Here is a 24797-nt window from a genome sequence, read left to right as displayed (position 1 = left end):
CAGGCCACGCTTTCCGTGGCCTGCAGAGGCTTGATCGTTTTTTGATCAGGCGCGTTTGCGCAGGCTCAGCCAGGCATCGACGCTGTAGATCGCCAGGCCCGCCCAGATGAACATGAACGCGATCAGCGTGCTCGAGGACAGGTGCTCGCCGAACAGCAGCACCGCCTGCAGCAGCACCAGGGTCGGCGCCAGGTATTGCAGGAAGCCCAGGGTGGTGTAGGGCAGGTGGCGCGCGGCGGCGTTGAAGCACACCAGCGGCACCAGCGTGACCGGGCCCGCAGCCATCAACCACAGCGCTTCGCTGCTGCTGAAGAACGCGAGGTTGGCGCTGTTGGCCTGCGGGTGCAGCAGCAGCCAGCCCAGTGCCAATGGCACCAGCATCCAGGTCTCCACCACCAGCCCCGGCAGTGCCGCCACCGGCGCCTGCTTGCGAATCAGGCCGTAGAAACCGAACGACAGCGCCAGCCCCAGCGACACCCAGGGCAGGCCACCGACCTGCCACACCTGTTGCGCCACCCCCGCCGCCGCCAGCCCGACCGCCAGCCATTGCAGGCGGCGCAGGCGTTCGCCCAACAGGAGCATGCCCAGCAGCACGTTGACCAGCGGGTTGATGTAGTAACCCAGGCTGGCCTCGAGCATGCGACCGTTGTTCACGGCCCACACGTAGGTCAGCCAGTTGCCTGCGATCAGCGCGCCGCTCAGGGCCAGGATCGCCAGGCGCCGCGGGTTGTCGCGCAGCTCCCGCCACCAGCCCGGGTGTTTCCACACCAGCAGCAGGAGCGAACCGAACAGCGCCGACCACAGTACCCGGTGGACGATGATTTCTACCGCCGGGACGCTCTGGATAGCTTTGAAGTAGAGGGGGAACAGGCCCCAGATGATGTAGGCGCTGAGGCCCAGGATGTATCCGCGCTGCGGGTTTGCGGCGTGCATGCAGATTCCTTGCTTTGGCAGCTGATATCGCGGCGCCTATTGTAGACAGGTGACGCCTTGCAACTAGAACAATTTCAGTGGCGCTTCATCCAGTGCGGCCATCTGCTCGCGCAGGGCCAGGATCTGGTCGCCCCAGTAGCGCGGCTGGCCGAACCAGGGGAAGCTGCGCGGGAACGCCGGGTCGTCCCAGCGTCGTGCCAGCCAGGCGCTGTGATGCAACTGGCGCAAGGCGCGCAGCGGCTCGATCAGCGCCAGTTGGCGCGGGTCGAAATCGTGGAACTCGTCGTACCCGTCGACCAGTTCGGCCAACTGGGCCAACCGTTCTTCGCGGCTGCCGGCCAGCATCATCCACAGGTCTTGCACCGCTGGCCCCATGCGGCAGTCATCGAGGTCTACGACGTGATAGATGTCGTCGCGGTGCATCAGGTTGCCGGCGTGACAGTCGCCATGCAGGCGGATCGCCTCGAAGGGCGTGCGTTGGTAGATATCCTCGACCCGCTTGAGCAGGTCGCGGGCCACCGACTCGAACGCCGGCAGCAGCTCGCGCGGGACGAAATCGCCGTCGAGCAGAGTCTTGAGCGAGGCATGGCCGAAGTTGTCTACAGCCAGCGTCTCGCGATGCTCGAATGGGCGCGTGGCGCCGACGGCATGCAGACGTCCGAGCAATTGCCCGAGGCGATACAACTGGTCGAGGTTGCCGGGTTCGGGCGCATGGCCGCCGCGGCGGGGGAACAGGGTGAAGCGAAAGCCCTGGTGCTCGAACAGGCTGCGACCGTCATGCTGAAGCGGGGCGACAACCGGGACCTCGTGCTCGGCCAGTTCGAAGCTGAAGCGGTGTTCCTCGAGGATGGCCGCATCGCTCCAGCGCCCGGGGCGGTAGAACTTGGCGATCAGCGGTTGTTCACCTTCGATGCCCACCTGATAGACGCGGTTCTCATAGCTGTTGAGCGCCAGCACCCGGGCATCGCTGAGAAAGCCCAGGCTTTCGACGGCGTCCAGGACCAGGTCGGGGGTGAGGGTATCGAAGGGGTGGGACATGGGAGCTCCGGCAGGGGAATGCATGCGTGGCATGGTAACGCATTCCATGGTTGCTTCAGGTGCCAAGGCTCCCAGCATTCCTGGACTGCCCCCAAGGGTTGGATGTGTGTCCAACTTCTTGGGGGCAGTCCATCCTGTGGGAGCGGGCTCGTCCCGCGATCGGGCGCGAAGCGGCCGTAAACCAGCCACTACAATGCTTCAGGCCCATCACGTCGCATGCCAGGTAGCCGCTTCGGGTGACCGCGGTGCGAGCCCGCTCCAACGCATTGCGCGTTACACCGGCACCCCCAGCAGCACGAACGACGGATGAAACTGCGCCCGCACCCTGCTGCCGACCACGATTGCCTGCTGCTGCAGCCATTGCGGTTCGGCAAAGGCGCACAGCGTCTGCCCGTTCTCCAGCGCCAGCCGCATTTCACTGCCGCCGCCTTCATCGGCCAGCACTTCGTCGACCTGGGCGTGCAGGCAATTGCTCTCGGCGTCTGGCTGATCAGCGTCAGCCAGCACGTTCACCCAGCCGGCCTTGAGCAGGGCCACCACCGTGCTTCCCAGTGTCAGCTCCAGCCGTTCGGTACTGTCCCGGGTGATCAGCGCATCGATTTCCAGGCCGCCGCCCAGTGCCAGGCTGACCCGGTCGTAACGCCCCTCGCGGCGCAGCCCGCTGATCTGCCCGCGCAATTGATTGCGAGCGCTGGTGCGCAGCATCAGGCGGCCGAGCAGGTCGAGGTCGCTGTGTTCTTCGGTGGATTCGAGGATTTCGCTCTGCAACGCCTGGAGACGCTGATACAGGCGCAAGACCCGCTCGCCCTCCGTCGACAGCTTGGCGCCGCCACCGCCACGCCCGCCGGCACTGCGCTCGACCAACGGCTGGGCGGCGAGGTTGTTGAGCTCGTCGATGGCATCCCAGGCGCTCTTGTAACTGATCCCGGCCGCCTTGGCGGCGCGGGTGATCGAGCCTTGTTCAGCGATGTGCTGCAACAAGGCGATGCGCTGCGGGCGACGGAAGATGTGCTGGGCAAGCAGGGCGGGCAGGGACATGGGGCAGGTTACCGGCGGTGTGATGCGGCGAAAGTGCCTTCGAGACCGAGTCTAGTCAACCCCGCCGGGCCTGGGCGTGCGTGCCAGGCAATACACATCGACCCGGCGCGCCCCGGCCTTGCGCAGCAGGCTCGCCAGCGCTCGGGCAGTGGCACCGGTGGTCAGCACGTCGTCGACCAGGGCCACATGGCATCCGTCGAGCGCGGCGTGCGGTGCGATGGCAAAGGCCTGGCGCAGGTTACGCCAGCGCGCCTTGGCGTCGAGGGTCTGCTGCGCCGGAGTGTCGCGTGGGCGCAGTAGCACGCGCTCGTCGCAGGGGATGTGCAACTGGCTCGACAGCCAGCGGGCGAGCATGGCGGCCTGGTTGAAGCCGCGTTGGCGCAGTCGACGTGCAGCCAGTGGCACGGGCAACAGCTGGTCGGGTTTTGTCAGGCCCTCGTCATAGCGATGCTGCAGGGCCTGCGCCAGCAGATCCGCCAGCAACCGCCCCAGCGGCCACTGGCTGCGGTGCTTGAAGCGGCTGATTGCAGTATCCAACGGATACCCGTAGTGCCACGGCGCGATCACCTGCTCGAAAGGCGGTGGCCTGCGGCTGCACTGGCCACAGGTCATCGCCCGCATCGCCAGTGGCAGCGCGCAGCGCGTGCAATGCTCGTCGAGCCAGGGCAGCTCATGCTCGCAGGCCGGGCACAGGGGATATGCCTGTTGCGCAGGTTCGTCGCAGAGCAAGCAGAATTGTTCAATATTTATCCACTTGTAAACCAGTGATTTTATGTTTGGTTGACAGTGCATGGGCCTTCCCTGACTATGCGAGCTATCCGTGAAGCGCTGGCGGGCTTTCCTGTCCCGGCGCCTGTCAGAGCCTAGATAAGGAAACGCCGATGAGCGCCAGCACAAATGCAACAACACGTCACGACTGGTCCCTGGCCGAGGTCAGGGCGCTGTTCCAGCAGCCGTTCAACGACCTGTTGTTCCAGGCGCAGACCGTGCACCGCGCGCACTTCGACCCAAACCGCGTGCAAGTCTCGACCCTGCTGTCGATCAAGACCGGCGCCTGCCCGGAAGATTGCAAATATTGTCCGCAGTCCGGCCACTACAACACCGGGCTGGAAAAACAGAAGCTGATGGAAGTGCAGAAAGTGCTGGAAGAGGCTGCCCGGGCCAAGGCCATCGGCTCGACCCGCTTCTGCATGGGCGCCGCCTGGAAGCACCCCTCCGCCAAGGATATGCCCTACGTGCTGGAGATGGTCAAAGGGGTCAAGGCCCTGGGCCTGGAAACCTGCATGACCCTCGGCAAGCTCGATCAGGACCAGACCCTGGCACTCGCCCAGGCGGGTCTGGACTACTACAACCACAACCTCGACACCTCGCCGGACTTCTACACCAGCATCATCACCACCCGCACCTACAGCGAGCGCCTGCAGACCCTCGCCTATGTGCGCGATGCCGGGATGAAGATCTGCTCCGGCGGCATTCTCGGCATGGGCGAGTCGCTGGACGACCGCGCAGGCCTGCTGATCCAGCTCGCCAACCTGCCCGAGCACCCGGAGTCGGTGCCGATCAACATGCTGGTGAAGGTGGCCGGTACGCCGCTGGCCAACGCCGAAGATGTCGACCCGTTCGACTTCATCCGCATGCTGGCGGTAGCCCGCATCCTTATGCCCAAGTCGCATGTACGCCTGTCCGCGGGCCGTGAGCAGATGAACGAGCAGATGCAGGCCCTGGCCTTCATGGCCGGTGCCAACTCGATCTTCTACGGCGAGAAACTGCTGACCACCGCCAACCCGCAGGCCGACAAGGACATGCAACTGTTCGCCCGCCTCGGGATCAAGCCTGAAGAGCGCGAAGAGCATGCCGACGAAGTGCACCAGGCGGCCATCGAGCAGGCGCTGGTCGAGCAGCGCAGCAGCGAGATGTTCTACAACGCCGCATCGGTCTGAGCATGGCCTTCGATCTGGCGGCACGCCTGGCCGAACGGCGCGCCGCGGACCTGTATCGGCAGCGTCCCCTGCTGCAGAGCCCGCAAGGCCCGGAAGTGGTGGTCGATGGGCAACGCCTGTTGGCGTTCTGCAGCAACGACTACCTCGGGCTGGCCAGCCACCCCGAGGTGATCGCTGCCTGGCGTGACGGTGCCGAGCGCTGGGGCGTCGGTGGCGGTGCCTCGCACCTGGTGGTCGGCCACAGTACGCCGCACCACGAGGTCGAAGAGGCCATCGCCGAGTTGACCGGGCGTCCGCGTGCGTTGTTGTTCACCACCGGCTACATGGCCAATCTGGGTGCTATCACGGCGTTGGTGGGGCAGGGCGATACGGTGCTGCAGGACCGCCTCAACCATGCCTCCCTGCTCGACGGCGGACTGCTCAGCGGCGCCCGTTTCAGTCGCTACCTGCACAACGATCCGGCCAGCCTGGCGAGCCGCCTGGATAAAGCGACCGGTGACACGTTGGTGGTCACCGACGGCGTGTTCAGCATGGACGGCGATCTTGCCGACCTGCCCGCCCTGGCTGCAGTGGCGCGTCCGCACGGCGCCTGGCTGATGGTTGACGACGCCCATGGTTTCGGCACGTTGGGCGCCAATGGTGGCGGTATCGTCGAGCACTTCGGGTTGGGCATCGACCAGGTGCCGGTGCTGATCGGCACGCTCGGCAAGGCCTGCGGTACTGCCGGCGCGTTCGTCGCGGGCAGCGATGACCTGATCGAGGCGCTGGTGCAGTTCGCCCGTCCCTACATCTACACCACCAGTCAGCCGCCGGCACTGGCCTGCGCAACGCTGAAAAGCCTGCAACTGCTGCGTGACGAACGCTGGCGGCGCGAGCACCTTGGCGCGTTGATCCGCCAGTTCCGCCAGGGGGCGCAGCAGATCGGCCTGGCATTGATGGACAGCCCGACCGCGATCCAGCCGATCCTGGTTGGCGATGCGGCGCGGGCACTGACGCTGTCGAAGATGCTGCGCGCGCGGGGCTTGCTGGTCACCGCGATCCGCCCGCCAACCGTACCGGCCGGCGGTGCACGCCTGCGGGTAACCTTGAGCGCCGCGCACAGCGAAGCGCAGGTCCAGCTATTGTTGAATGCATTGGCCGAGTGTCATGCACAGCTGGAGTCCGCCGATGCGTAACCGACTGATCCTCCTGCCCGGCTGGGGGCTGGGCACTGCTTCACTGGAACCCCTGGCTGCCAGCCTGCGGGCACAGGATCCACGCCTGCAGATCGAACTGGCGCCGTTACCGGAACTGGCCGACGATGACGTCCAGGCCTGGGTCGATCACCTCGACCGCAAGCTGCCGACGGATGTCTGGCTGGGTGGCTGGTCGCTGGGCGGCATGCTGGCCAGCGCCCTGGCGCACAAGCGTGGCGACCACTGCTGCGGCTTGCTGACGTTGGCCAGCAACCCCAGTTTCGTGGCCCGGCCCGACTGGCCCCACGGCATGGCCGAGGACACCTTCGGCACCTTCCTCGATGGTTGTCGCAGCCACCCCCAGGTCACCCTCAAGCGATTCCGTACGCTGTGCAGCGAGGGCGCGCAGCAACCCCGCACCTTGCTGCGCCAGCTTGGCGTGGGCGTGCCGGACACCGACCCCTTGTACCTGGCCACCGGCCTGCAAGTGCTGGCCAGGCTGGACACCCGCCAGGCGCTCGAACAGTACGGCGGCCCACAACTGCACCTGTTCGCCGGCAGCGATGCCCTGGTGCCGGCGGATGCGGCCAAGGCGCTCAGCGAGCTGCTGCCGGATGTCGAAGTCGGCCTGGTCGAAGACAGTTCCCACGCGTTCCTGCAGGAGTACCCACAGGAGCTGGCGGCGGGTATCAAGAGTTTCTTGCATGAGAGTGGTGATGACTGATCTTTCCCGCCCGATCCTGCCCGGTGCCCTGCCGGACAAGCGCCAGGTGGCGGCCTCGTTCTCCCGCGCGGCGGCCAGCTATGACAGCGTTGCCGCCCTGCAGCGCGCGGTGGGTGAGGCTTTGCTCACGCGCTTGCCGACGTCGATGACGCCGACCCGCTGGCTCGACCTGGGCAGCGGTACTGGCCATTTCAGCCGGGCCCTGGCCGCCCGCTTCGAGGCTGCCCACGGTGTGGCGGTGGATATCGCCGAAGGCATGTTGGGCCATGCTCGCGAGCAGGGCGGGGCGCATCATCACGTGGCGGGCGATGCCGAGCGTCTGCCGCTGCGCGATGATGCTTTCGACTTGGTGTTCTCCAGCCTGGCGGTGCAGTGGTGCGACCAGTTCGCCAGCGTGCTTGCCGAAGCCCGGCGCGTGTTGCGACCGGGTGGGGTGCTGGCGTTCAGCAGCCTGTGTGTCGGCACGCTGGAGGAGTTGCGTGCCAGTTGGCAGGCGGTGGATGGGATGGTGCATGTCAATCGGTTCCGGCGCTTCGAGGATTACCAGCGCCTGTGCGCCGACAGCGGCCTGACCCTGCTCGGGCTGGAGCGCCTGCCCCACGTACTGCACTACCCGGATGTGCGCAGCCTGACCCACGAACTCAAGGCGCTGGGTGCGCACAACCTGAATCCCGGGCGCCCGTCGGGCCTGACCGGGCGTGCACGCATGCAGGGGCTGCTGCAGGCCTATGAGCAGTTCCGTGATGACCAAGGCCTGCCTGCCACCTATCAGGTGGTCTATGGGGTATTGCGCAGAGGCGAAGAGGAGTGACATGAGCCAGGCCTATTTCATCGCCGGTACCGATACCGATGTCGGCAAGACCACCATCGCCGCCGGGCTGCTGCGTGCAGCACGTAACCTTGGGCGCAGCACACTGGCTGCCAAGCCTGTGGCGTCCGGATGCACGGTCAGCCCCAAGGGGCTGCGCAACAGTGATGCGCTGGCGCTGATCGACGAAAGCTCGATCAAGCTGCCTTATGAGCAGGTCAATCCCTTCGCCTTCGAACCGGCCATCGCCCCGCATGTGGCTGCACGCGAAGCCGGTGTGGCACTGAGCGTGCCGACGCTGCGTGACGCCATGCAGCAAGTACTGGGGCACGGCGCCGACTTCACCCTGATCGAGGGGGCGGGTGGCTGGCGGGTGCCCTTGTCCGATCATGCCAACCTGTCCGACCTGGCGATTGCCTTGAAGCTGCCGGTGATCCTGGTGGTGGGGGTGCGCCTGGGTTGCATCAACCATGCGCTGCTCAGTGCCGAGGCCATCGCCCGCGATGGTCTGCAACTGGCGGGGTGGGTGGCCAATATCGTCGACCCCCGGACTTCGCGGCTAGAAGAGAACCTGGCGAGCCTCGCCGAGCGTCTGCCGGCGCCATGCCTGGGGCGGGTGCCGTGGCTGAAACCTGCCGCAGCCGAGGCGGTGGCCGAGCATCTGGATCTGGACCTGCTTGACTGATCGCTCGGTGAACATCCGGTTACGAAAAATGCCCTGATTCTATTAGCTGGCACTGGGCTATTAAGGATTTAAACGGGTAATTTCCTTTCCGGGCTGTTTTAATTGAGGCCTCTTCCTTCACCCAGTCTTGTGGAGTCCTGATATGGAAATCACCGGCAGCTCTGCTTTCTACGCAGGCCTCGGCGCCATCCAGAACGGGCAGAACCGTGTCGACCAGGCCGCCGGCCAGATCGCCAGCAATGGCGTCGAGCGCGCAGGCACCAGCCAGTCCACCAGCTATCAGGCCGAGCGCCTGCGTGGTGTAGACCGCAGCCAGCAGCAAGACCTGGCCACCAGCACTGTGCAGCTCGCCCTGGGCAAGCATGAAGTCGAACTGGGCGTGAAAGTCGCCAAAGCGTCCGACGAAATGCTCGGTCGGTTCATCGACACCTACGCCTGACTGCATAACCGTCGGCCAAGCACCTGTGGGAGCGGGTTTACCCGCGAACAATCCAGACACCATTGCGTGGCCTGGTTGATTCGCGGGTAAACCCGCTCCCACAGGCGCTTTGGGCCGATGAATCAAGCGCTGGCATAAATGCCATCGTTCGCGACCGAATTGGCACCATCGTCCCTTCTTGACATTGCCCTGAGCTAAACGTAAGTTTCAAACAACTGTTTGACCGAAAGCCGGCAAGAGCTGGTCGGTACCCGCGGTCTCCCCAACGAACTCAGCCCAGAGGTTCATCGCCATGCCTGAATACAAAGCCCCCTTGCGTGATATTCGCTTCGTCCGTGACGAGCTGCTCGGCTATGAAGCGCACTATCAGAGCCTGCCGGGTTGCCAGGATGCTACGCCGGACATGGTCGATGCGATCCTCGAGGAAGGTGCCAAGTTCTGTGAGCAGGTGCTGGCCCCGCTGAACCGTGTCGGCGACCTGGAAGGCTGCACCTGGAGCGAGTCGGGCGTGAAGACTCCGACCGGCTTCAAGGAAGCCTACAAGCAGTTCGTCGAAGGTGGCTGGCCGAGCCTGGCCCATGACGTCGAGCACGGCGGCCAGGGCCTGCCAGAGTCGCTGGGCCTGACCCTGAGCGAGATGGTCGGCGAGTCGAACTGGTCCTGGGGCATGTACCCAGGCCTGTCGCACGGCGCGATGAACACCATCTCCGAGCACGGCACCCCCGAGCAACAGGAAACCTACCTGACCAAGCTGGTGTCCGGCGAATGGACCGGCACCATGTGCCTGACCGAGCCGCACTGCGGCACCGACCTGGGCATGCTGCGCACCAAGGCCGAGCCGCAGGCCGATGGCAGCTACAAGGTATCCGGCACCAAGATCTTCATCTCGGCCGGCGAGCACGACATGGCCGACAACATCGTCCACATCGTGCTGGCGCGCCTGCCCGATGCTCCGGCCGGCACCAAGGGCATTTCGCTGTTCATCGTGCCCAAGTTCCTGCCGAACGCCGAAGGCGGTGTAGGCGAGCGCAACGGCGTGAGCTGCGGCTCGCTCGAGCACAAGATGGGCATCCACGGTAACGCCACCTGCGTGATGAACTTCGACGCGGCCACCGGTTACCTGATCGGCCCGGCCAACAAAGGCCTGAACTGCATGTTCACCTTCATGAACACCGCGCGCCTGGGCACTGCACTGCAAGGCCTGGCTCACGCCGAAGTGGCCTTCCAGGGTGGCCTGAAGTATGCCCGCGACCGTCTGCAGATGCGTTCCCTGACCGGCCCGAAAGCACCGGAAAAGGCCGCTGACCCGATCATCGTCCACCCGGACGTGCGCCGCATGCTGCTGACCATGAAAGCCTTCGCCGAAGGCAACCGCGCAATGGTCTACTTCACCGCCAAACAGGTGGACATCGTCAAGTACAGCCAGGACGAGGAAGAGCGCAAGAAGGCCGATGCACTGCTGGCCTTCCTGACCCCGATCGCCAAGGCGTTCATGACCGAAGTCGGTTTCGAGGCCGCCAACCATGGCGTGCAGATCTACGGTGGCCACGGTTTCATCGCCGAATGGGGCATGGAGCAGAACGTGCGCGACAGCCGTATCTCGATGCTGTACGAAGGCACCACCGGCATCCAGGCCCTCGACCTGCTCGGCCGCAAGGTGCTGATGACCCAGGGCGAGGCGCTCAAGGGCTTCACCAAGATCGTCCACAAGTTCTGCCAGGGCCAGGAAGGTAACGAAGCCACCAAGGAGTTCGTCGAGCCGCTGGCTGCGCTGAACAAGGAGTGGGGCGAGCTGACCATGAAGATCGGCATGGCCGCCATGAAAGACCGCGAGGAAGTCGGTGCCGCGTCCGTGGACTACCTGATGTACTCCGGTTACGCGTGCCTGGCGTACTTCTGGGCCGACATCGCCCGCCTGGCGGCCGAGAAGCTGGCGGCCGGTACTGCTGAAGAGGCGTTCTACACTGCCAAGCTGCAGACCGCACGCTTCTACTTCCAGCGCATCCTGCCGCGCACCCGCACGCATGTGGCGGCCATCCTGTCGGGTGCCAACAACCTGATGGCGATGAAAGAAGAAGACTTCGGTCTGTCGATCTGACGCCTGAGGCTGTACGGAAAAACGCCTGCCATTATCGGCAGGCGTTTTTTTTTGCCTGCCCTCGTTGCATCCGGTAACGAGAAAACCTCAAGACTCGCCACCCGCCTGCCGTTAAACCCTTCTGTTGTATTCATCTATTCATGTGCGCTGCCGATGAAGTAAGGGCACAATGCCATTATTGATCTGCCGGGTCGGAGATTACCCTTGTTTCGTCTATCCGCTGTTCGCGCCAGCCACTTCCTGCCTTCGATCCTGCTGTTGCTGTCGGGGCTTGCGGCGGCCTACGTCAGGGACCTGAGCGTGTTCTTCACGTCCCTGTTCAACGTGCTGCCTACCCTGGTGCTGCTGCTCGGCGGTGCCTACTGTGCGGTGTATCGCCGCCAGCGCGAACTGTTCCTGATGGTTACGGTGTACATCGCCTACTTCCTGCTCGATACCCAGACCGATTACTACCGCGATCACGGCCAGGTCCGCGAAGACGCTGCAGTCGTGTTTCACCTGGTGTGCCTGTTACTGCCTGCGCTGTTCGGCCTGTTCGGCGCCTGGCAGGAGCGCACCCACCTGGCCCAGGACATGCTTGCTCGCTTCGCCGTGCTGTTCGCGGTTGGCAGCGTGACCCTGGCGCTGGAGCAGAGTTACCCACAGGCGCTGCTGACGTGGCTGGCAGAGATCCGCTGGCCGTCGCTGCATGGGCAGTGGATGAGCCTGATCCAGTTGGCCTACCCGTTGTTCCTGGGCGTGTTCATCCTGCTGGTGGTGCAGTACCTGCGCGAGCCCCGGCCATTGCACGCCGCGCAGATCACCGGCCTGGTGGGGATCTTCTGGATGCTGCCGCAGACGTTCATACTGCCCTTCACCCTGAACATCATGTGCAGCCAGGTGATGCTGATGATCGCCGCAGCGGTCTCCCACGAGGCCTACCAGATGGCGTTTCGCGATGAGCTGACCGGGCTTCCTGGCCGCCGCGCGCTGAACGAACGCATGCAGCGCCTGGGCCGCAACTATGTGATCGCCATGACCGACGTGGATCACTTCAAGAAATTCAACGACACCCATGGCCACGACGTTGGCGACCAGGTGCTGCGCCTGGTCGCCAGTCGACTGTCCAAGGTGACCGGGGGTGGGCGTGCCTATCGCTATGGCGGTGAGGAGTTCGCCCTGGTGTTCGCCGGCCAGACTGCCGAAGAATGCCTGCCGCACCTGGAGGCGGTGCGCGAGATGATCGCCAACTATGCCATCCAGTTGCGCGACCAGAACAACCGCCCGCAGGATGATTCCACCGGGCGCCAGCGACGGGCAGGGTCGGCAGGCAACACGGTGTCGGTGACCATCAGTATCGGCGTCGCCGAGCGCCTGCCGGAGCACCGCAACCCGGAAGAGGTGCTCAAGTCCGCCGACCAGGCGCTCTACAGCGCCAAGGCTGCAGGGCGCAACTGTGTGATGCTGTCGGGGCAGACCGCGCGGCGCGGGGCGGTTCGCACGGCGTGACCATATCGGACTATATGGTCGAGTGATGACCCTATGTCTCGTAAAAGTTGTTCGGTTACACTGGCCTCAACCCAGTGCGCGGCCCCTGGTGGCCGCCCCGACTCTGCTAACGAGAGGTTGTCATGGCCGACTATAAAGCGCCCCTGCGCGATATGCGCTTCGTACTCAATGAAGTCTTCAAGGTTTCCGAACTCTGGGCTCAACTGCCGGGCCTGGCGGACGTCGTCGATGCCGAGACCGCCCTGGCCGTGCTGGAAGAGGCCGGCAAGGTCACCAGCAAGAGCATCGCGCCGCTGAGCCGCGCCGCTGATGAAGAAGGCTGTCACTGGGACAACGGCGCGGTCCGCACCCCGGCCGGGTTCATCGAGGCTTACCAGACCTACGCCGAAGGCGGCTGGGTCGGTGTCGGCGGGGATCCGCTGTTTGGTGGCATGGGCATGCCCAAGGCCATCTCGGCCCAGGTCGAGGAAATGGTCAACGCCTCGAGCCTGTCGTTCGGGCTGTATCCGATGCTCACCGCAGGTGCCTGCCTGTCGATCAACGCCCACGCCAGCGAAGCGTTGAAGGAAAAGTACCTGCCGAACATGTACGCCGGCGTCTGGGCCGGCTCCATGTGCCTGACCGAGCCCCATGCCGGCACCGACCTGGGCATCATCCGCACCAAGGCCGAGCCGCAGGCTGACGGCAGCTACAAGGTCAGCGGCACCAAGATCTTCATCACCGGTGGTGAGCACGACCTGACCGAAAACATCATCCACCTGGTGCTGGCCAAGCTGCCGGATGCGCCGGCCGGTCCGAAAGGCATCTCGCTGTTCCTGGTGCCCAAGTTCCTGGTCAACGACGACGGCAGCCTGGGTGCGCGCAACCCGGCCACCTGTGGTTCGATCGAACACAAGATGGGCATCCAGGCTTCGGCCACCTGCGTGATGAACTTCGACGAGGCGGTCGGCTATATCGTCGGTGAGCCGAACAAAGGCCTGGCGGCGATGTTCACCATGATGAACTACGAGCGCCTGGGTGTCGGTATCCAGGGCCTGGCGTCGGCCGAGCGCTCCTACCAGAACGCCGTCGAATACGCCCGCGACCGCTTGCAGAGCCGTGCGCCGACGGGCCCGCAAGCCAAGGACAAGGTCGCCGACCCGATCATCGTCCACCCCGACGTGCGTCGCATGCTGCTTACCATGAAAGCGCTGACCGAAGGCGGTCGGGCGTTTTCCACCTATGTCGCGATGCAACTGGACAGCGCCAAGTTCAGCGAAGACGCCGCCACCCGCAAACGCAGCGAGGAACTGGTGGCCTTGCTGACGCCGGTGGCCAAGGCCTTCCTCACCGACCTCGGCCTGGAATGCACCGTACATGGCCAGCAGGTGTTCGGTGGACACGGCTACATCCGCGAATGGGGCCAGGAGCAGTTGGTGCGCGATGTGCGCATCACGCAGATCTACGAAGGCACCAACGGCATCCAGGCCCTGGACCTGATGGGGCGCAAGGTGGTGGCCAGCGGTGGCGCTTACTACCGTCTGTTCGCGGACGAGATCCGCGAGTTCATCCGCACCACCGACGTCGAGTTCAGCCAGCCGCTGGGTACTGCGCTGGATCAGCTCGACGGCTTGACCGAATGGGTGCTGGAGCGGGCCAAAGGCAACCCCAACGAAATTGGTGCCGCCTCGGTCGAGTACCTGCATGCGTTCGGCTACGTGGCCTATGGCTACATGTGGGCACTGATGGCCCGTGCTGCGCAGGTAGGTGAGGGCGACGAGGCCTTCTATGGCGCGAAGCTTGGGACGGCGCGCTTCTACTTCGCCCGCCTGCTGCCAAGGCTGGATTCGTTGGTGGCTTCGGTGAAGGCGGGCAGCGAGTCGTTGTACTTGCTGGATGCCGCGCAATTCTGATCGATGGCCGGGGTTTACGCGTGCGAACAGGACGTTCTGAAAACCTCGGCTTTGTAAGCTTTTTCCTACATCACGTGGTGACTTTTCTCCTCTTTCCTAAGATTGGATCCACGGTTAATCTTTCTTACATGGACGGAGCGCAGGAAGCGCAAAGGACAGAACAGGGACACGTAGGATTTCCCGCCAGGATGGTGGGACGATAAGGATGTCAGGGAAACAGTCTGGAGAACCCCGCCTCGGCGGGGTTTTCTTTTTCTGGCGTTTTTACCCGTTGCGGCCGTCCAGCGCCGGGACGCCCACCTGGCGAGCATCGCTCTCCTCCTCCAGCAGGGTGCGCAGCAATTCCACCGACGCCTGCTGGCGTTGGGCATCGCGAAATACCAGGCCCACCTTGAGCGGAACCCGTGGCTCGCTCAGGGGTTTCCACAGCAGTGCCTGATCGTCTTCGGCCGCTTCCTTGGCACGCCCCGGAAGGATGGTCGCCAGGGCGGTATTGGCCAGGCTGTCGAGAATCCCCCCCATGTTGTTCATCTCTGCCTGCACCTGTGGCCTGCGCCCGAGATTGGCCAGTTGCGCCTTCCAGATCTGCCGGATCTGGAATTCCTCCCCCAGCATCAGCAGCGGTAATTCGGCGGCTTGTCTGATCGAGACCTTCTTGAAGTCTTTCAGTGGATGCGTATTGGGGATGACAAGCTGCAGTTCATCTTCGTACAACAACAGCCCATGCAGCCCTGGCTGACGTGGCGGCAGGTAGCTGATACCGATATCCAGGCTGCCGTTGAGCAGCCGCCGCTCGATTTCCAGCCCCGACAACTCGTAGATCTGCACGACCAGGTGTGGCTGGGCCTTGCGCAGTTTCTCCAGCAGCCGCGGCACCAGGCTCGGGCGTACGGTCTGCAGCACGCCGATGGCCAGGGTGCGCAAGGACTGGCCCTTGAACCCCTGCATGGCTTCCTGGGCGCGCTGCAGCCCGTCGAGCAGGGGCAGCGCATGGTTGTAGAGGGTGTGCGCGGCGAGGGTTGGCAGCAAGCGCTTGTTGCTGCGTTCGAACAGGTTCAGGTCAAGGCTGTGCTCAAGCTGGCGGATCTGTTGCGACAGTGCCGGTTGCGACAGTGACAGGCGCTCGGCAGCCCGGCCCACATGGCCTTCTTCATAGACCGCGACGAAATAACGCAGTTGACGAAAATCCATAAGAAATACTTATCGAAAAAGCTGAAAAAACGAAATGGCCGCGAAGCGCCGGTACGCCTAGTCTATCGCCGTATTCCGGAGGGCTGAAGCGATCAGCCCGGTTCATTGTTACCCCGGATGAGAAACACTTTTGATAGGCAAGGCAAAATATCCGACCTCAGGCGAAGACCGGGGCGCCTTGCCGTCCCCGTGATTGCCCTGGAGTCATCATGAACCTGTTCAAGCTGCGTCGTTCGGCTGCGGTCGTTGTCGAGCCCGTGCAGAGCACGACGCAGGAGGCGGCGCCCTCGCAACTGTCCCGCGAGTGGCTGATGCCTGGCCGCAAGCGCGCACCTCAGGTGTTTGTGCGTGGCCAGGGTTCGTGGTTGTGGGACGACCAAGGGCATGCGTACCTGGACTTCACCCAGGGCTGCGCGGTCAACAGCCTCGGGCACAGCCCTGAAGTGCTGGCCAGGGCCCTCGGCAGCCAGGCCCAGGCCCTGATCAATCCGGGCGCGGGCTTTCACAGCTCGGCGCTGCTGGCGTTGGCCGGGCGCTTGTGCCAAAGCACCGGCAGCGACCAGGCGTACCTGCTCAACAGTGGCGCCGAGGCTTGCGAGGGCGCAATCAAGCTTGCGCGCAAATGGGGCCAGCTGCATCGCGGCGGCGCCTATCACATCATCACGGCCAGCCAGGCCTGCCATGGCCGCAGCCTTGGCGCGCTGTCGGCGTCCGACCCGCTGCCGTGCAACCGCTGCGAACCGGGATTGCCCGGTTTCAGCAAGGTGCCGTTCAACGACCTGGCCGCCCTGCATGCCGAGGTCGACTCGCGCACCGTGGCGATCATGCTCGAGCCGATCCAGGGCGAGGCCGGCGTGATTCCGGCAACACGTGAATACCTGCAGGGTGTCGAAAAGCTTTGCCGCGAGCTGGGCATCCTGTTGATTCTCGACGAAGTGCAGACCGGTATCGGCCGTTGTGGCGCGCTGCTGGCCGAACAGACCTACGGCGTGCGGGCCGACATCCTCACCTTGGGCAAGGGCCTGGGCGGCGGGGTGCCGCTGGCGGCCCTGCTGGCCCGCGGTACGGCCTGCTGCGCCGCGCCGGGCGAGCTCGAGGGCAGCCACCACGGCAACGCCCTGATGAGCGCGGCGGGCCTGGCTGTGCTGGATACCGTGCTGGCGCCAGGTTTTCTCGAGAAGGTGCAGGACAGCGGCCGACACCTGCGCGAGGGTCTCAGCCGTCTGGCGGGGCGCTACGGGCAGGGCGAGGTGCGGGGCCAGGGGCTGTTATGGGCGTTGCAGCTGCGTGAAGCGCTGGCTCAGGAACTGGTCGAGGCAGCACTGCAAGAAGGCCTGCTGCTCAATGCCGCGCAAGCGGATGTGGTGCGCTTCTCGCCAGCGCTGACCGTGAGCCGGGGCAATATCGACGAGATGCTGCTGCGGCTGTCCCGCGCCTTCGCCCGTGTGCATTCCCGCCAACAGGTTCGCCGCGAAGCGACGGCCTGACCACCGAATTTCAAAGAACCGTCTCGCGTTCCTGCGCATCGCCCTTGGCCAGCTGTATTTGGCCCGGGGCGTTTTTTTGAGCGTGATATCAGTGTGGAACCTCTGACGAAGCGCACTAGTCTGTGTTGAGAACCCTCCAGGAGAGCATCACATGGACTTCATTCGTATCATCATCGCTATTCTTCTGCCGCCTTTGGGCGTGTTCCTGCAGGTTGGCTTCGGCGGCGCGTTCTGGTTGAACATCCTGCTGACCCTGCTGGGCTACATTCCAGGGATCGTGCATGCGGTGTACATCATCGCCAAACGCTAGGCCATGGCGGGGCCGTGCGCGGCCCCCTCAGCGCTCCAGCACCTGGCAATAGAATCGCCATTCCTCCTCCAGCGCATGGGCAAGGTTCTGTGCCTTGCGAAAACCATGACGCTCTTCGGCATAGAAATGCCCCACGGCCTTGATGCCATTGGCTTTCAGTGCTTCCAGCATGCTGCGGGTCTGTTCCGGCACTACCACGGCATCCAGTTCGCCCTGGAAGAAGATCACCGGCGCCTTGATCCGCTCAGCATGCAGTAGCGGCGTGCGCTGCCGGTAGCGCTCGGCATCTTGCTGCGGGTCGCCGATCAGCCACTCCAGGTAATCGCCTTCGAACTTGTGAGTCGCCTTGCCCAACGCGATGGGGTCGCTGACGCCATAAAGGCTGGCGCCCGCGCGGAATACGTCGTGGAAGGCCAAGGCGCATAGCGTGGTGTAGCCGCCGGCACTGCCGCCGCGAATGAACGCCTTGTCCGGGTCGATCAAACCTTGCCCGGCGAGAAATGCAACGGCGGCGCAGGCGTCCTGCACGTCGATCTCGCCCCAGCGCAGGTGCAATGCCTGGCGATAGGCGCGGCCATAGCCGCTGCTGCCCCGGTAGTTGAGGTCGGCGACGGCGAAACCGCGCTGGGTCCAGTACTGGATGCGTGCGTCGAGCACCGGATAGCAGGCCGAGGTCGGGCCTCCGTGGATGAACACCACCAGTGGGGGGTTGTGCTGGCTGTCCATGGCTGGGTAGAAGAAACCATGGGCCAGGGCCTCGCCACTGGGGTAGCTGATGGGTAGCGGGCAACTGATGCGCGTGTCCGGCAGCACCTGGCTGCCTCCCGCCAGGACCCGGCTGCGCTGGCCGTCGCGTTCGATGGCGAGGATTGCAGGCGGGCGTGTGGGGGAAGCTGCGATGGCGTAGAGGTATTGCGCGTCCATCGCCAGGCTGCGAAACCGTGTGTAGTCCTTGGCGAAGGCCTGCATACGGTTGTCTTCGCCGTGTATCGCCAAGGTCCCGAAGCCGTTTTCGAAGCGGGTGGCGAGGTAGCGCTGCGGCCCCAAGGGTAGCCAGGTGCAGGCGCCCAGTTGCCAGGGCGCGGCAGCGTGGTCGGCGGCCTCGGCGGGCAGTGCCTGCCAACGACCGCCGACCTCGCCCCAGGGTTGCCAGAAACCGTTGCGATCGGACAGGCAGTACAGCCTGCCGTCAGCGTCGAAGCGTGGTTGCTGCAGCGACTCGTCCTGGCCGGCCACACATTGTGCCGCCCCCCAGAGCCCATCGCCTTGTAGTTCGCGGAGCATCAGGCGGGTGACCGTCCAGGGCTGTGCCGGGCGATCCCATTCGATCCATGCCAGGCGTTGGCCATCGGCGCTCAAGGTGGGCGAGGCGTAGAAGTCGGCGCCCTCGGCCAGCACCTGGCGCGTTCCGGCGGCCAGCGCCACCAGCCGATGCTCGACGCGCTCGGCATGATGCTCTTCGACCGCCAGTACCTGGCCCTCATGCCACTGCAGGTCGCCATAGCGACAGTCAGGTGCTGCGGTCAGCCCCTGTGGCTGCGAGCCGTCCAGCGCCTGGCGATAGACCTGCTGGTCTTTCTCGTTGACGAAGAGCACGGCATCCGGGCTCAGGCAAAAGCTGCCGCCGCCGTATTCATAGACTCGGCTGCGCGCGCTGAAACCATCCGGTGTCAGGCAATGGGCCTGCTGCTGGCGCCAGTGCCAGATACGGCAGGCGCCATCGGCGGGGCGGAATTCGTTCCAGAACAGCCCCTGGTCGCCGACCTTGAGTTCGGCGAAGTCGGTGCCGGCGGCCACTGCCTGGGTGGCGCTGAACTCAGCCACGGGCGATGACACGGGAGTTGCGCTCGTTGCGGAAGGTCATCTGTTCGATGTTCATCTGGGCGGTCTGCGCCTCCTCGCGGGCCTTGAGAATGATGCCGTGATCCGGCGACTTGGCGCACACCGGGTCGGCCTTGCTGGCATCGCCGGTGAGCATGAAGGCCTGGCAGCGGCAGCCGCCGAAATCCTTTTCCTTCTCGTCGCACGAACGACAGGGTTCGGGCATCCAGTCATAACCGCGAAAGCGATTGAAGCCGAACGAGTCGTACCAGATATGCCGCAGGTCATGGTCGCGCACGTTGGGAAACTGCACCGGCAACTGGCGCGCGCCATGACAGGGCAGGGCGGTGCCGTCGGGGGTGATGGTCAGGAACAGGCTGCCCCAGCCGTTCATGCAGGCCTTGGGGCGTTCTTCGTAGTAGTCGGGCGTGACGAAGATCAGCTTGCACGGGTTGCCGTCGGCTTTCAGACGATCGCGGTACTGGTTGGTGATGCGCTCGGCACGCTCGAGCTGCTCGCGGGTCGGCAGCAAGCCCAGGCGATTGAGGTGCGCCCAGCCATAGAACTGACAGGTGGCAAGTTCGACGAAGTCGGCTTCGAGAGCGATGCACAGCTCGATGATGCGGTCGATGCGGTCGATGTTGTGCCGGTGGGTGACGAAGTTCAGCACCATCGGATAACCGTGGGCCTTCACCGCGCGCGCCATTTCCAGCTTCTGTGCGAAGGCTTTCTTCGAACCGGCCAGCAGGTTGTTCACCTGTTCGTCGCTGGCCTGGAAGCTGATCTGGATATGGTCCAGGCCGGCCTGCTTGAAGGCCGCGATCTTCTGCTCGGTGAGGCCGATCCCGGAGGTGATCAGGTTGGTGTAGTAACCCAGGCGCCGGGCCTCGCCGATCAGGTCGGTGAGGTCCTGGCGCACCAGTGGCTCGCCGCCGGAAAAACCGATCTGCGCCGCGCCCATTTCACGGGCCTGGGCCATCACCTGGAACCACTGCTCGGTACTCAGCTCCTTGCCCTGGGCGGCGAAGTCCAGCGGGTTGGAGCAGTACGGGCACTGCAGCGGGCAGCGGTAGGTCAGCTCGGCCAGCAGCCACAACGGCAGACCGACCGGCACCTCAGGCGAGGGTGATCCAGTGTTCGGCACGGGCCACCTCCATGAACTGCTCGATATCCTCGGCCACTTCCGGGATACCGGGGAATTGCTGTTCGAGCTCGGCGATGATCGCCGCGACATCGCGTTGGCCGTCGACCAGTCCACCGATCAGGCCGGCACTGTCGTTGAGCTTGATCATGCCTTCGGGGTACAGCAGCACGTGACCCTTCTGCGCGGGTTCGTACTGGAAGCGGTAGCCGGTGCGCCAGTTCGGCACCAGTGTGCGGTCGAGACTCATAGTGCGATCCCCTTGTGCCAGACCCGTTCGCTTGTGACGCTGTGATAGGGCGGGCGGTTCAGTTCATAGGCCATGCTCATGGCATCGAGCATGCTCCAGAGGATATCCAGCTTGAACTGCAGGATTTCCAGCATACGCTCCTGCCCTTCGCGCGTGGTGTAGTGCTGCAGGGTGATCGCCAGGCCGTGCTCTACATCGCGTCGGGCCTGGCCCAGGCGGGTTCGGAAGTACTCGTAGCCGGCCGGGTCGATCCAGGGGTAGTGCTGCGGCCAGCTGTCCAGGCGCGACTGGTGGATCTGCGGGGCGAACAGCTCGGTCAGCGAGCTGCTGGCCGCTTCTTGCCAGGAGGCGCGGCGGGCGAAGTTGACATAGGCGTCGACGGCGAAGCGCACGCCGGGCAGCACCAGTTCCTGCGAGCGCAGTTGGTCCGGGTCCAGGCCCACCGCCTGGCCGAGGCGCAGCCAGGCCTCGATGCCGCCGTCCTCGCCCGGGGCGCCGTCGTGGTCGAGCAGGCGCTGGATCCACTCGCGGCGTACTTCGCGGTCCGGGCAATTGGCCAGGATCGCGGCATCCTTCATGGGGATGTTCACTTGGTAGTAGAAGCGGTTGGCCACCCAGCCCTGGATCTGCTCGCGGGTGGCGCGGCCCTGGTACATCGCCACATGGTAGGGGTGATGGATGTGGTAGTAGGCGCCCTTGGCGCGCAGGGCCTGCTCGAACTCGGCAGGGGACATCGGCAGTGCGTCGCTCATCAGGCCTCCTTACAACTCGATGCTCATGCCATCGTAGGCGACTTCCACGCCACGGCGCTGGACTTCGGCGCGCTCCGGGGAGTCTTCGTCGAGGATTGGGTTGGTGTTGTTGATGTGGATAAGCACCTTGCGCTGGCGTGGGAAGGCGTCGAGCACCTCCAGCATGCCACCGGGGCCGTTCTGGGCCAGGTGACCCATCTCGCGGCCGGTGCGGGTGCCGACGCCGCGGCGCTGCATTTCATCGTCTTCCCACAGGGTGCCGTCGACCAGCAGGCAGTCGGCGCCATGCATCATCTGCAGCAGCTTGTCGTCGACCTGACCCAGCCCCGGTGCGTAGAACAGCTTGCCGCCAGTACGCAGGTCCTCGACCAGCAGGCCAAGGTTGTCGCCCGGGTGCGGGTCGAAACGGTGCGGCGAGTAGGGCGGCGCTGCGCTGCGCAGGGGGAAGGGGGTGAATCGCAGGTTCGGGCAGGCGGGGATGACGAAGCTGCCTTGCAGCTCGATGCGGTTCCACTGCAGGCCACCGTTCCAGTGACTGAGCATGGTGAACAGCGGGAAGCCGGTGCTCAGGTCCTGGTGGACCATGTCGGTGCACCAGACCTGGTGCGGGCAGCCTTCGCGCAGGCTGAGCAGGCCGGTGGTGTGGTCTATCTGGCTGTCGAGCAGGACGATCGCGTCGATGCCGGTGTCGCGCAGGGCGCGTGCCGGCTGCATCGGCGCAAAGGCCTGGAGCTGGGCGCGGATATCGGGCGAGGCATTGCACAGGATCCAGTGCTCACCGTCGTCGGACAGGGCAATGGACGACTGGGTGCGTGCCGTCGCGCGCAGGCTGCCATCGCGAAAGCCCTTGCAGTTGACGCAGTTGCAGTTCCACTGCGGGAAACCGCCACCGGCGGCGGAACCGAGAATCTGGATGAACATGGCTACTCTCTTGCCGCGGGTCCATGAAACGAAAACGCCCCGGCGGGCCGAGGCGTTGCACTGCAGCGCTGCTTAGCGGCTGGCGAAGTACATGGTGACTTCGAAGCCGATGCGCAGGTCGGTGTAAGCGGGTTTGGTCCAGGTGGTCATGGTCGAACTCCTTCCGGATGGTGTGGGTGGATGTCAGCTATCTACTTTGGTGCCGCCTGAGTCAGGAGGTTCCATTGGCTGAGATTGCGCTATCTTACAAGAAAAATTTGTACCGAAAGGTTAATTCTTCGAAAAGCGCCCTTGCAGTACAGGTAACAATCCTCGCCTCGGACAGGGGGTATTTACTCGAAGCGCGCATCCGGCGCAGCGCAGGTGGCCAGGCACAGCCAGCCGTGGTCGGCGTCCAGAAGGCGTTTCAGCAAATGGTCCAGTATTGGCTGGTCTGTCCTGAGAATAGACCTGCGCAGACGGACAAGGTCTGTCGGCTCTGTAGCCAGATATGTCTGCCAGGCCCATTCGGCGACTTCGCGATTGGCCATCGCCGGCTCCTCGAACTGCGCGGCCAGGGCCTGCCGGGCGGCGGGGTCGAACGTGACGCCGTCGGCCAGCAGGCTCAGCAGGTGCTCGAGAATCTGGCCGGGCGTGGCCTGTGGCGATTGCACGCCGAACAGCAGGCCGCCCTGGCCTTCTATCAGACGAAAGGCGCTGAACACGGCATAGCCCAGTTGCAGTTCGACCCGCAGGCGTTGGTAGACCGGGCCTTGCAGCGCTTGCGCCAGCACCCGGCCTGCGCCCTCATCGTGGGCAGGAAGCGGGCAGAACAGCAGCAATGCATGCTCACTGCCGCCCGTGGGGTGCTGCACCCAGCGCCGGTTCGGTAACAACAGAGAGGCCGGCGGGGGCGTTCCCTGCACCCCCGGTGCACCTGCCAGCACCGCGCCGAGTGCTGCTTGCGCCGCGCCATCGAAGCCGATGGCGAGCCCGTGTCGAGGGGCGCTGGCCCAGATCTGCTCAAGCACCGCCAGATCCAGCAAGCAGGCTGGTTGTGGCTGTACGGCTGCCGGGCGCAGGTGATCGGGCAGCACCTTGAGCAGTGCCCTGATCGGGATGTGCGGCGGTTCGACGGGCGCAGGTGTGCGCAGCAAGTGTGGTGGAGGATGGCGCAGGTGTTCCAGGGCCAGCTCGAGGGTGCGGATCACCGCGCCAGGCATGCCCGCACAGCGCAGTTGCCAGTGCTCGCCAACGAGGGTGAAGTCCAGCTGCAGCGAGGCGCGGCGGGCGCGTTCGAGCAGTGGTTGCAACGCCTGTGACAGCACCGCATGAAAGCGCTCGCGCAGCGGCGAGGCGATCTGCCAGCGTAGATAGAGCGTTGCGAAGCCTCGCTCGATCGGCAGGATCTCGCTGACGGTCAGGTCCTCCGGCAGCGCCGCGCCGCCAACAGGGAGGTCGGCCATCAGCAGAGGCTCCTCGCGCGGTTGCTGCCAGTGGCCCTGATCGCCGTTCGGCAGATCATCGAGTAATGCCTGGAAGGCTTCCAGCGCCCGGGCATCCAGTGCTTCGAACGGGCGCCCGGCACTGTCCCGGCGGGCGAGCTCGAGTGCGCTGGCTGCTTGCTTGCGGCTGTGTTGCAGGCGCTCGAATTCGCTGTTGAGCGCTGCCGTGTCCGAGCGGCGCAACGCGCCGAGCCAGCCGTGCAGCAGTGCGCGGACCTCGGCTGGCGGGGCGTCAGGTTGCAGTTGCAGGCGAATGTGCCAGAGCAATTGACCGGCAAAGGCGTACAGCGAGTCGCTGTGAACCTCCTGTAGCCAGCCGCGTTGACGCAGGGCATTGAGCCAGCCACCCGGGCGGCTGTCGCTCAGGCAGGCCTGCAGCAGGTCGAGGGCCTGCTCGGCGCCTGGAGGAAGGTGCTCATGGGCGAACAGCAGGTCAAGGCAGCCGGTGGAGGCTTCAGGCTCGATCAAGGGGGTATCGAGCAGAGGGACGGGAGGCGTTTGCGCCTGCATTGCGCCCATGCTGAACAGGCCACCGAATTGTCGGCCCAGGGCTTCGAGCTGCATCAGCGATTGCGGGCCGCAAAGGCTCAGATGGATCTGCCCACCGCGATAGAAGCGGGCATGGAAGTCGCCCAGCGCGCGCTGGAAAGCAGGGTCCTGCAGCGCCAGACTGTACCGGTTGCCTGCGTGGAACCCGCTCAGGGGATGGTGTGGCGATACGCATTGCAGCAGCCTGAACTGGCGCTGCGCCTCGGTATTGCGTGACCAGGCGATAAACTCGGCATGGATCACTTCACGCTCGCGGTGCTGGCGTGCAAGGCTCAGGTCCGGCTCGGCGAGCATCTGGCACAGGCGCTCCAGCGCAGACCCCAGGGCCGCCGGAGGCACTTCGAAGAAGAAGTCGGTGGTGCGTTCGCGGGTACTGGCATTGACCTGGCCGCCGAACGCCTGGACATGGCGCATCAGGCCATCTTCCAGTGGGAAGCGCGCGGTGCCGAGGAACAACAGGTGCTCGAGGAAATGCGCAATGCCCGGCCACCTTGGCGGGGCGTCATGGCTGCCGGCATGTACCCTCAAGGCTGCGGCGGCGCGCTTGAGGCGCGGGGCGTGGCGCAGGGTCAGGCGCAGGCCGTTGGGCAGGGTGAGTGTGTTGATAGCGTCGGTCATGGAGGGATGCTAGCG

Annotated in this window: 23 protein-coding genes; 11 read left to right on the top strand and 12 right to left on the bottom strand. The window is 64.8% G+C overall.

Annotation, left to right across the window (positions count from 1 at the left end):
• Positions 1–45: 45 nt before the first annotated feature.
• From rarD to HU729_RS07410, 4 genes are all read right to left on the bottom strand, one after another.
• On the bottom strand, positions 46–933 hold the full coding sequence (gene rarD, locus HU729_RS07425; RefSeq protein ID WP_186667507.1) for an EamA family transporter RarD: 888 nt from the start codon (positions 931–933) through the stop codon (positions 46–48).
• Between the two features lie 63 nt (positions 934–996).
• Positions 997–1971: a serine/threonine protein kinase gene (locus HU729_RS07420; protein WP_186709394.1), complete on the bottom strand. Its 975-nt coding sequence runs from the start codon at positions 1969–1971 to the stop codon at positions 997–999.
• Positions 1972–2244: 273 nt separating this feature from the next.
• Positions 2245–3009: a TOBE domain-containing protein gene (locus HU729_RS07415; protein WP_186709392.1), complete on the bottom strand. Its 765-nt coding sequence runs from the start codon at positions 3007–3009 to the stop codon at positions 2245–2247.
• Positions 3010–3060: 51 nt separating this feature from the next.
• Positions 3061–3801: a ComF family protein gene (locus HU729_RS07410; RefSeq protein WP_186709390.1), complete on the bottom strand. Its 741-nt coding sequence runs from the start codon at positions 3799–3801 to the stop codon at positions 3061–3063.
• A gap of 89 nt (positions 3802–3890) precedes the next feature.
• Here HU729_RS07410 and bioB point away from each other — a divergent pair, with 89 nt between their 5' ends.
• From bioB to HU729_RS07365, 9 genes are all read left to right on the top strand, one after another.
• On the top strand, positions 3891–4949 hold the full coding sequence (gene bioB / locus HU729_RS07405) for a biotin synthase BioB (protein WP_186667511.1): 1059 nt from the start codon (positions 3891–3893) through the stop codon (positions 4947–4949).
• 2 nt (positions 4950–4951) lie between these two features.
• Positions 4952–6124 carry an 8-amino-7-oxononanoate synthase gene (bioF, locus tag HU729_RS07400; RefSeq protein ID WP_186709389.1) on the top strand — a complete coding sequence of 391 codons (1173 nt, stop codon included), beginning with the start codon at positions 4952–4954 and terminating at the stop codon, positions 6122–6124.
• Positions 6117–6848: an alpha/beta fold hydrolase gene (locus HU729_RS07395; RefSeq protein WP_186667513.1), complete on the top strand. Its 732-nt coding sequence runs from the start codon at positions 6117–6119 to the stop codon at positions 6846–6848. Before bioF ends, HU729_RS07395 begins: the two co-directional genes overlap by 8 nt.
• Positions 6841–7659, top strand: a complete 819-nt coding sequence (gene bioC / locus HU729_RS07390) for a malonyl-ACP O-methyltransferase BioC (protein ID WP_186709388.1) — start codon at positions 6841–6843, stop codon at positions 7657–7659. Before HU729_RS07395 ends, bioC begins: the two co-directional genes overlap by 8 nt.
• 1 nt (position 7660) lies before the next feature.
• Complete coding sequence (bioD, locus tag HU729_RS07385) at positions 7661–8341, top strand: dethiobiotin synthase (protein ID WP_186709387.1); 681 nt, start codon at positions 7661–7663, stop codon at positions 8339–8341.
• Between the two features lie 142 nt (positions 8342–8483).
• Entirely contained in the window at positions 8484–8780 is a 297-nt protein-coding gene (locus HU729_RS07380) for a pyrroloquinoline quinone biosynthesis protein PqqE (RefSeq protein WP_186667516.1), read from the top strand.
• A gap of 292 nt (positions 8781–9072) precedes the next feature.
• Positions 9073–10878: a phenylacyl-CoA dehydrogenase gene (locus HU729_RS07375; protein ID WP_186667517.1), complete on the top strand. Its 1806-nt coding sequence runs from the start codon at positions 9073–9075 to the stop codon at positions 10876–10878.
• Positions 10879–11082: 204 nt separating this feature from the next.
• Positions 11083–12366, top strand: coding sequence for a GGDEF domain-containing protein (locus tag HU729_RS07370; protein ID WP_186667518.1), 1284 nt, complete (start codon positions 11083–11085; stop codon positions 12364–12366).
• Between the two features lie 122 nt (positions 12367–12488).
• Entirely contained in the window at positions 12489–14258 is a 1770-nt protein-coding gene (locus HU729_RS07365) for an acyl-CoA dehydrogenase C-terminal domain-containing protein (RefSeq protein ID WP_186667519.1), read from the top strand.
• 264 nt (positions 14259–14522) lie between these two features.
• On the opposite strand, the gene HU729_RS07360 is transcribed toward HU729_RS07365, so the two are convergent.
• Entirely contained in the window at positions 14523–15449 is a 927-nt protein-coding gene (locus tag HU729_RS07360; protein WP_186709385.1) for a LysR family transcriptional regulator, read from the bottom strand.
• A gap of 209 nt (positions 15450–15658) precedes the next feature.
• Between HU729_RS07360 and HU729_RS07355 the strand changes: the two genes are divergently transcribed.
• Both HU729_RS07355 and HU729_RS07350 read left to right on the top strand, forming a co-directional pair.
• Positions 15659–16936 (top strand): aminotransferase class III-fold pyridoxal phosphate-dependent enzyme, encoded by a 1278-nt coding sequence (locus tag HU729_RS07355; protein ID WP_186709383.1) that lies wholly within the window; start codon positions 15659–15661, stop codon positions 16934–16936.
• Positions 16937–17087: 151 nt separating this feature from the next.
• Complete coding sequence (locus tag HU729_RS07350; protein WP_003177654.1) at positions 17088–17246, top strand: YqaE/Pmp3 family membrane protein; 159 nt, start codon at positions 17088–17090, stop codon at positions 17244–17246.
• 27 nt (positions 17247–17273) lie between these two features.
• Here HU729_RS07350 and HU729_RS07345 read toward each other — a convergent pair whose 3' ends face one another.
• The 7 genes from HU729_RS07345 to pqqF all read right to left on the bottom strand — a co-directional run bounded on the left by HU729_RS07345 (position 17274) and on the right by pqqF (position 24782).
• The gene (locus HU729_RS07345) at positions 17274–19082 is read right to left on the bottom strand and encodes a prolyl oligopeptidase family serine peptidase (protein WP_186709381.1); all 1809 of its coding nucleotides are present in this window, start codon (positions 19080–19082) and stop codon (positions 17274–17276) included.
• A complete protein-coding gene (gene pqqE / locus HU729_RS07340) occupies positions 19063–20211 on the bottom strand; it encodes a pyrroloquinoline quinone biosynthesis protein PqqE (RefSeq protein WP_186709379.1) in 1149 nt (382 codons plus the stop codon). The genes HU729_RS07345 and pqqE overlap by 20 nt, the downstream gene beginning before the upstream one ends.
• The gene (pqqD, locus tag HU729_RS07335) at positions 20183–20458 is read right to left on the bottom strand and encodes a pyrroloquinoline quinone biosynthesis peptide chaperone PqqD (RefSeq protein ID WP_054892198.1); all 276 of its coding nucleotides are present in this window, start codon (positions 20456–20458) and stop codon (positions 20183–20185) included. Before pqqD ends, pqqE begins: the two co-directional genes overlap by 29 nt.
• On the bottom strand, positions 20455–21210 hold the full coding sequence (pqqC, locus tag HU729_RS07330) for a pyrroloquinoline-quinone synthase PqqC (protein WP_186667524.1): 756 nt from the start codon (positions 21208–21210) through the stop codon (positions 20455–20457). The genes pqqD and pqqC overlap by 4 nt, the downstream gene beginning before the upstream one ends.
• Positions 21211–21219: 9 nt before the next feature.
• Entirely contained in the window at positions 21220–22131 is a 912-nt protein-coding gene (gene pqqB, locus HU729_RS07325; protein WP_186667525.1) for a pyrroloquinoline quinone biosynthesis protein PqqB, read from the bottom strand.
• Between the two features lie 72 nt (positions 22132–22203).
• Entirely contained in the window at positions 22204–22281 is a 78-nt protein-coding gene (gene pqqA, locus HU729_RS07320) for a pyrroloquinoline quinone precursor peptide PqqA (protein WP_081255326.1), read from the bottom strand.
• 182 nt (positions 22282–22463) lie between these two features.
• Positions 22464–24782: a pyrroloquinoline quinone biosynthesis protein PqqF gene (gene pqqF / locus HU729_RS07315; RefSeq protein ID WP_186709377.1), complete on the bottom strand. Its 2319-nt coding sequence runs from the start codon at positions 24780–24782 to the stop codon at positions 22464–22466.
• Positions 24783–24797: the final 15 nt, after the last annotated feature.

The organism is Pseudomonas sp. RW10S2 (assembly GCF_014268985.1).
In the GTDB taxonomy this organism is placed as follows: domain Bacteria; phylum Pseudomonadota; class Gammaproteobacteria; order Pseudomonadales; family Pseudomonadaceae; genus Aquipseudomonas; species Aquipseudomonas wayambapalatensis.
Note: the sequence above shows the minus strand (reverse complement) of the source record. Positions and strands in the feature narration are given on the sequence as shown.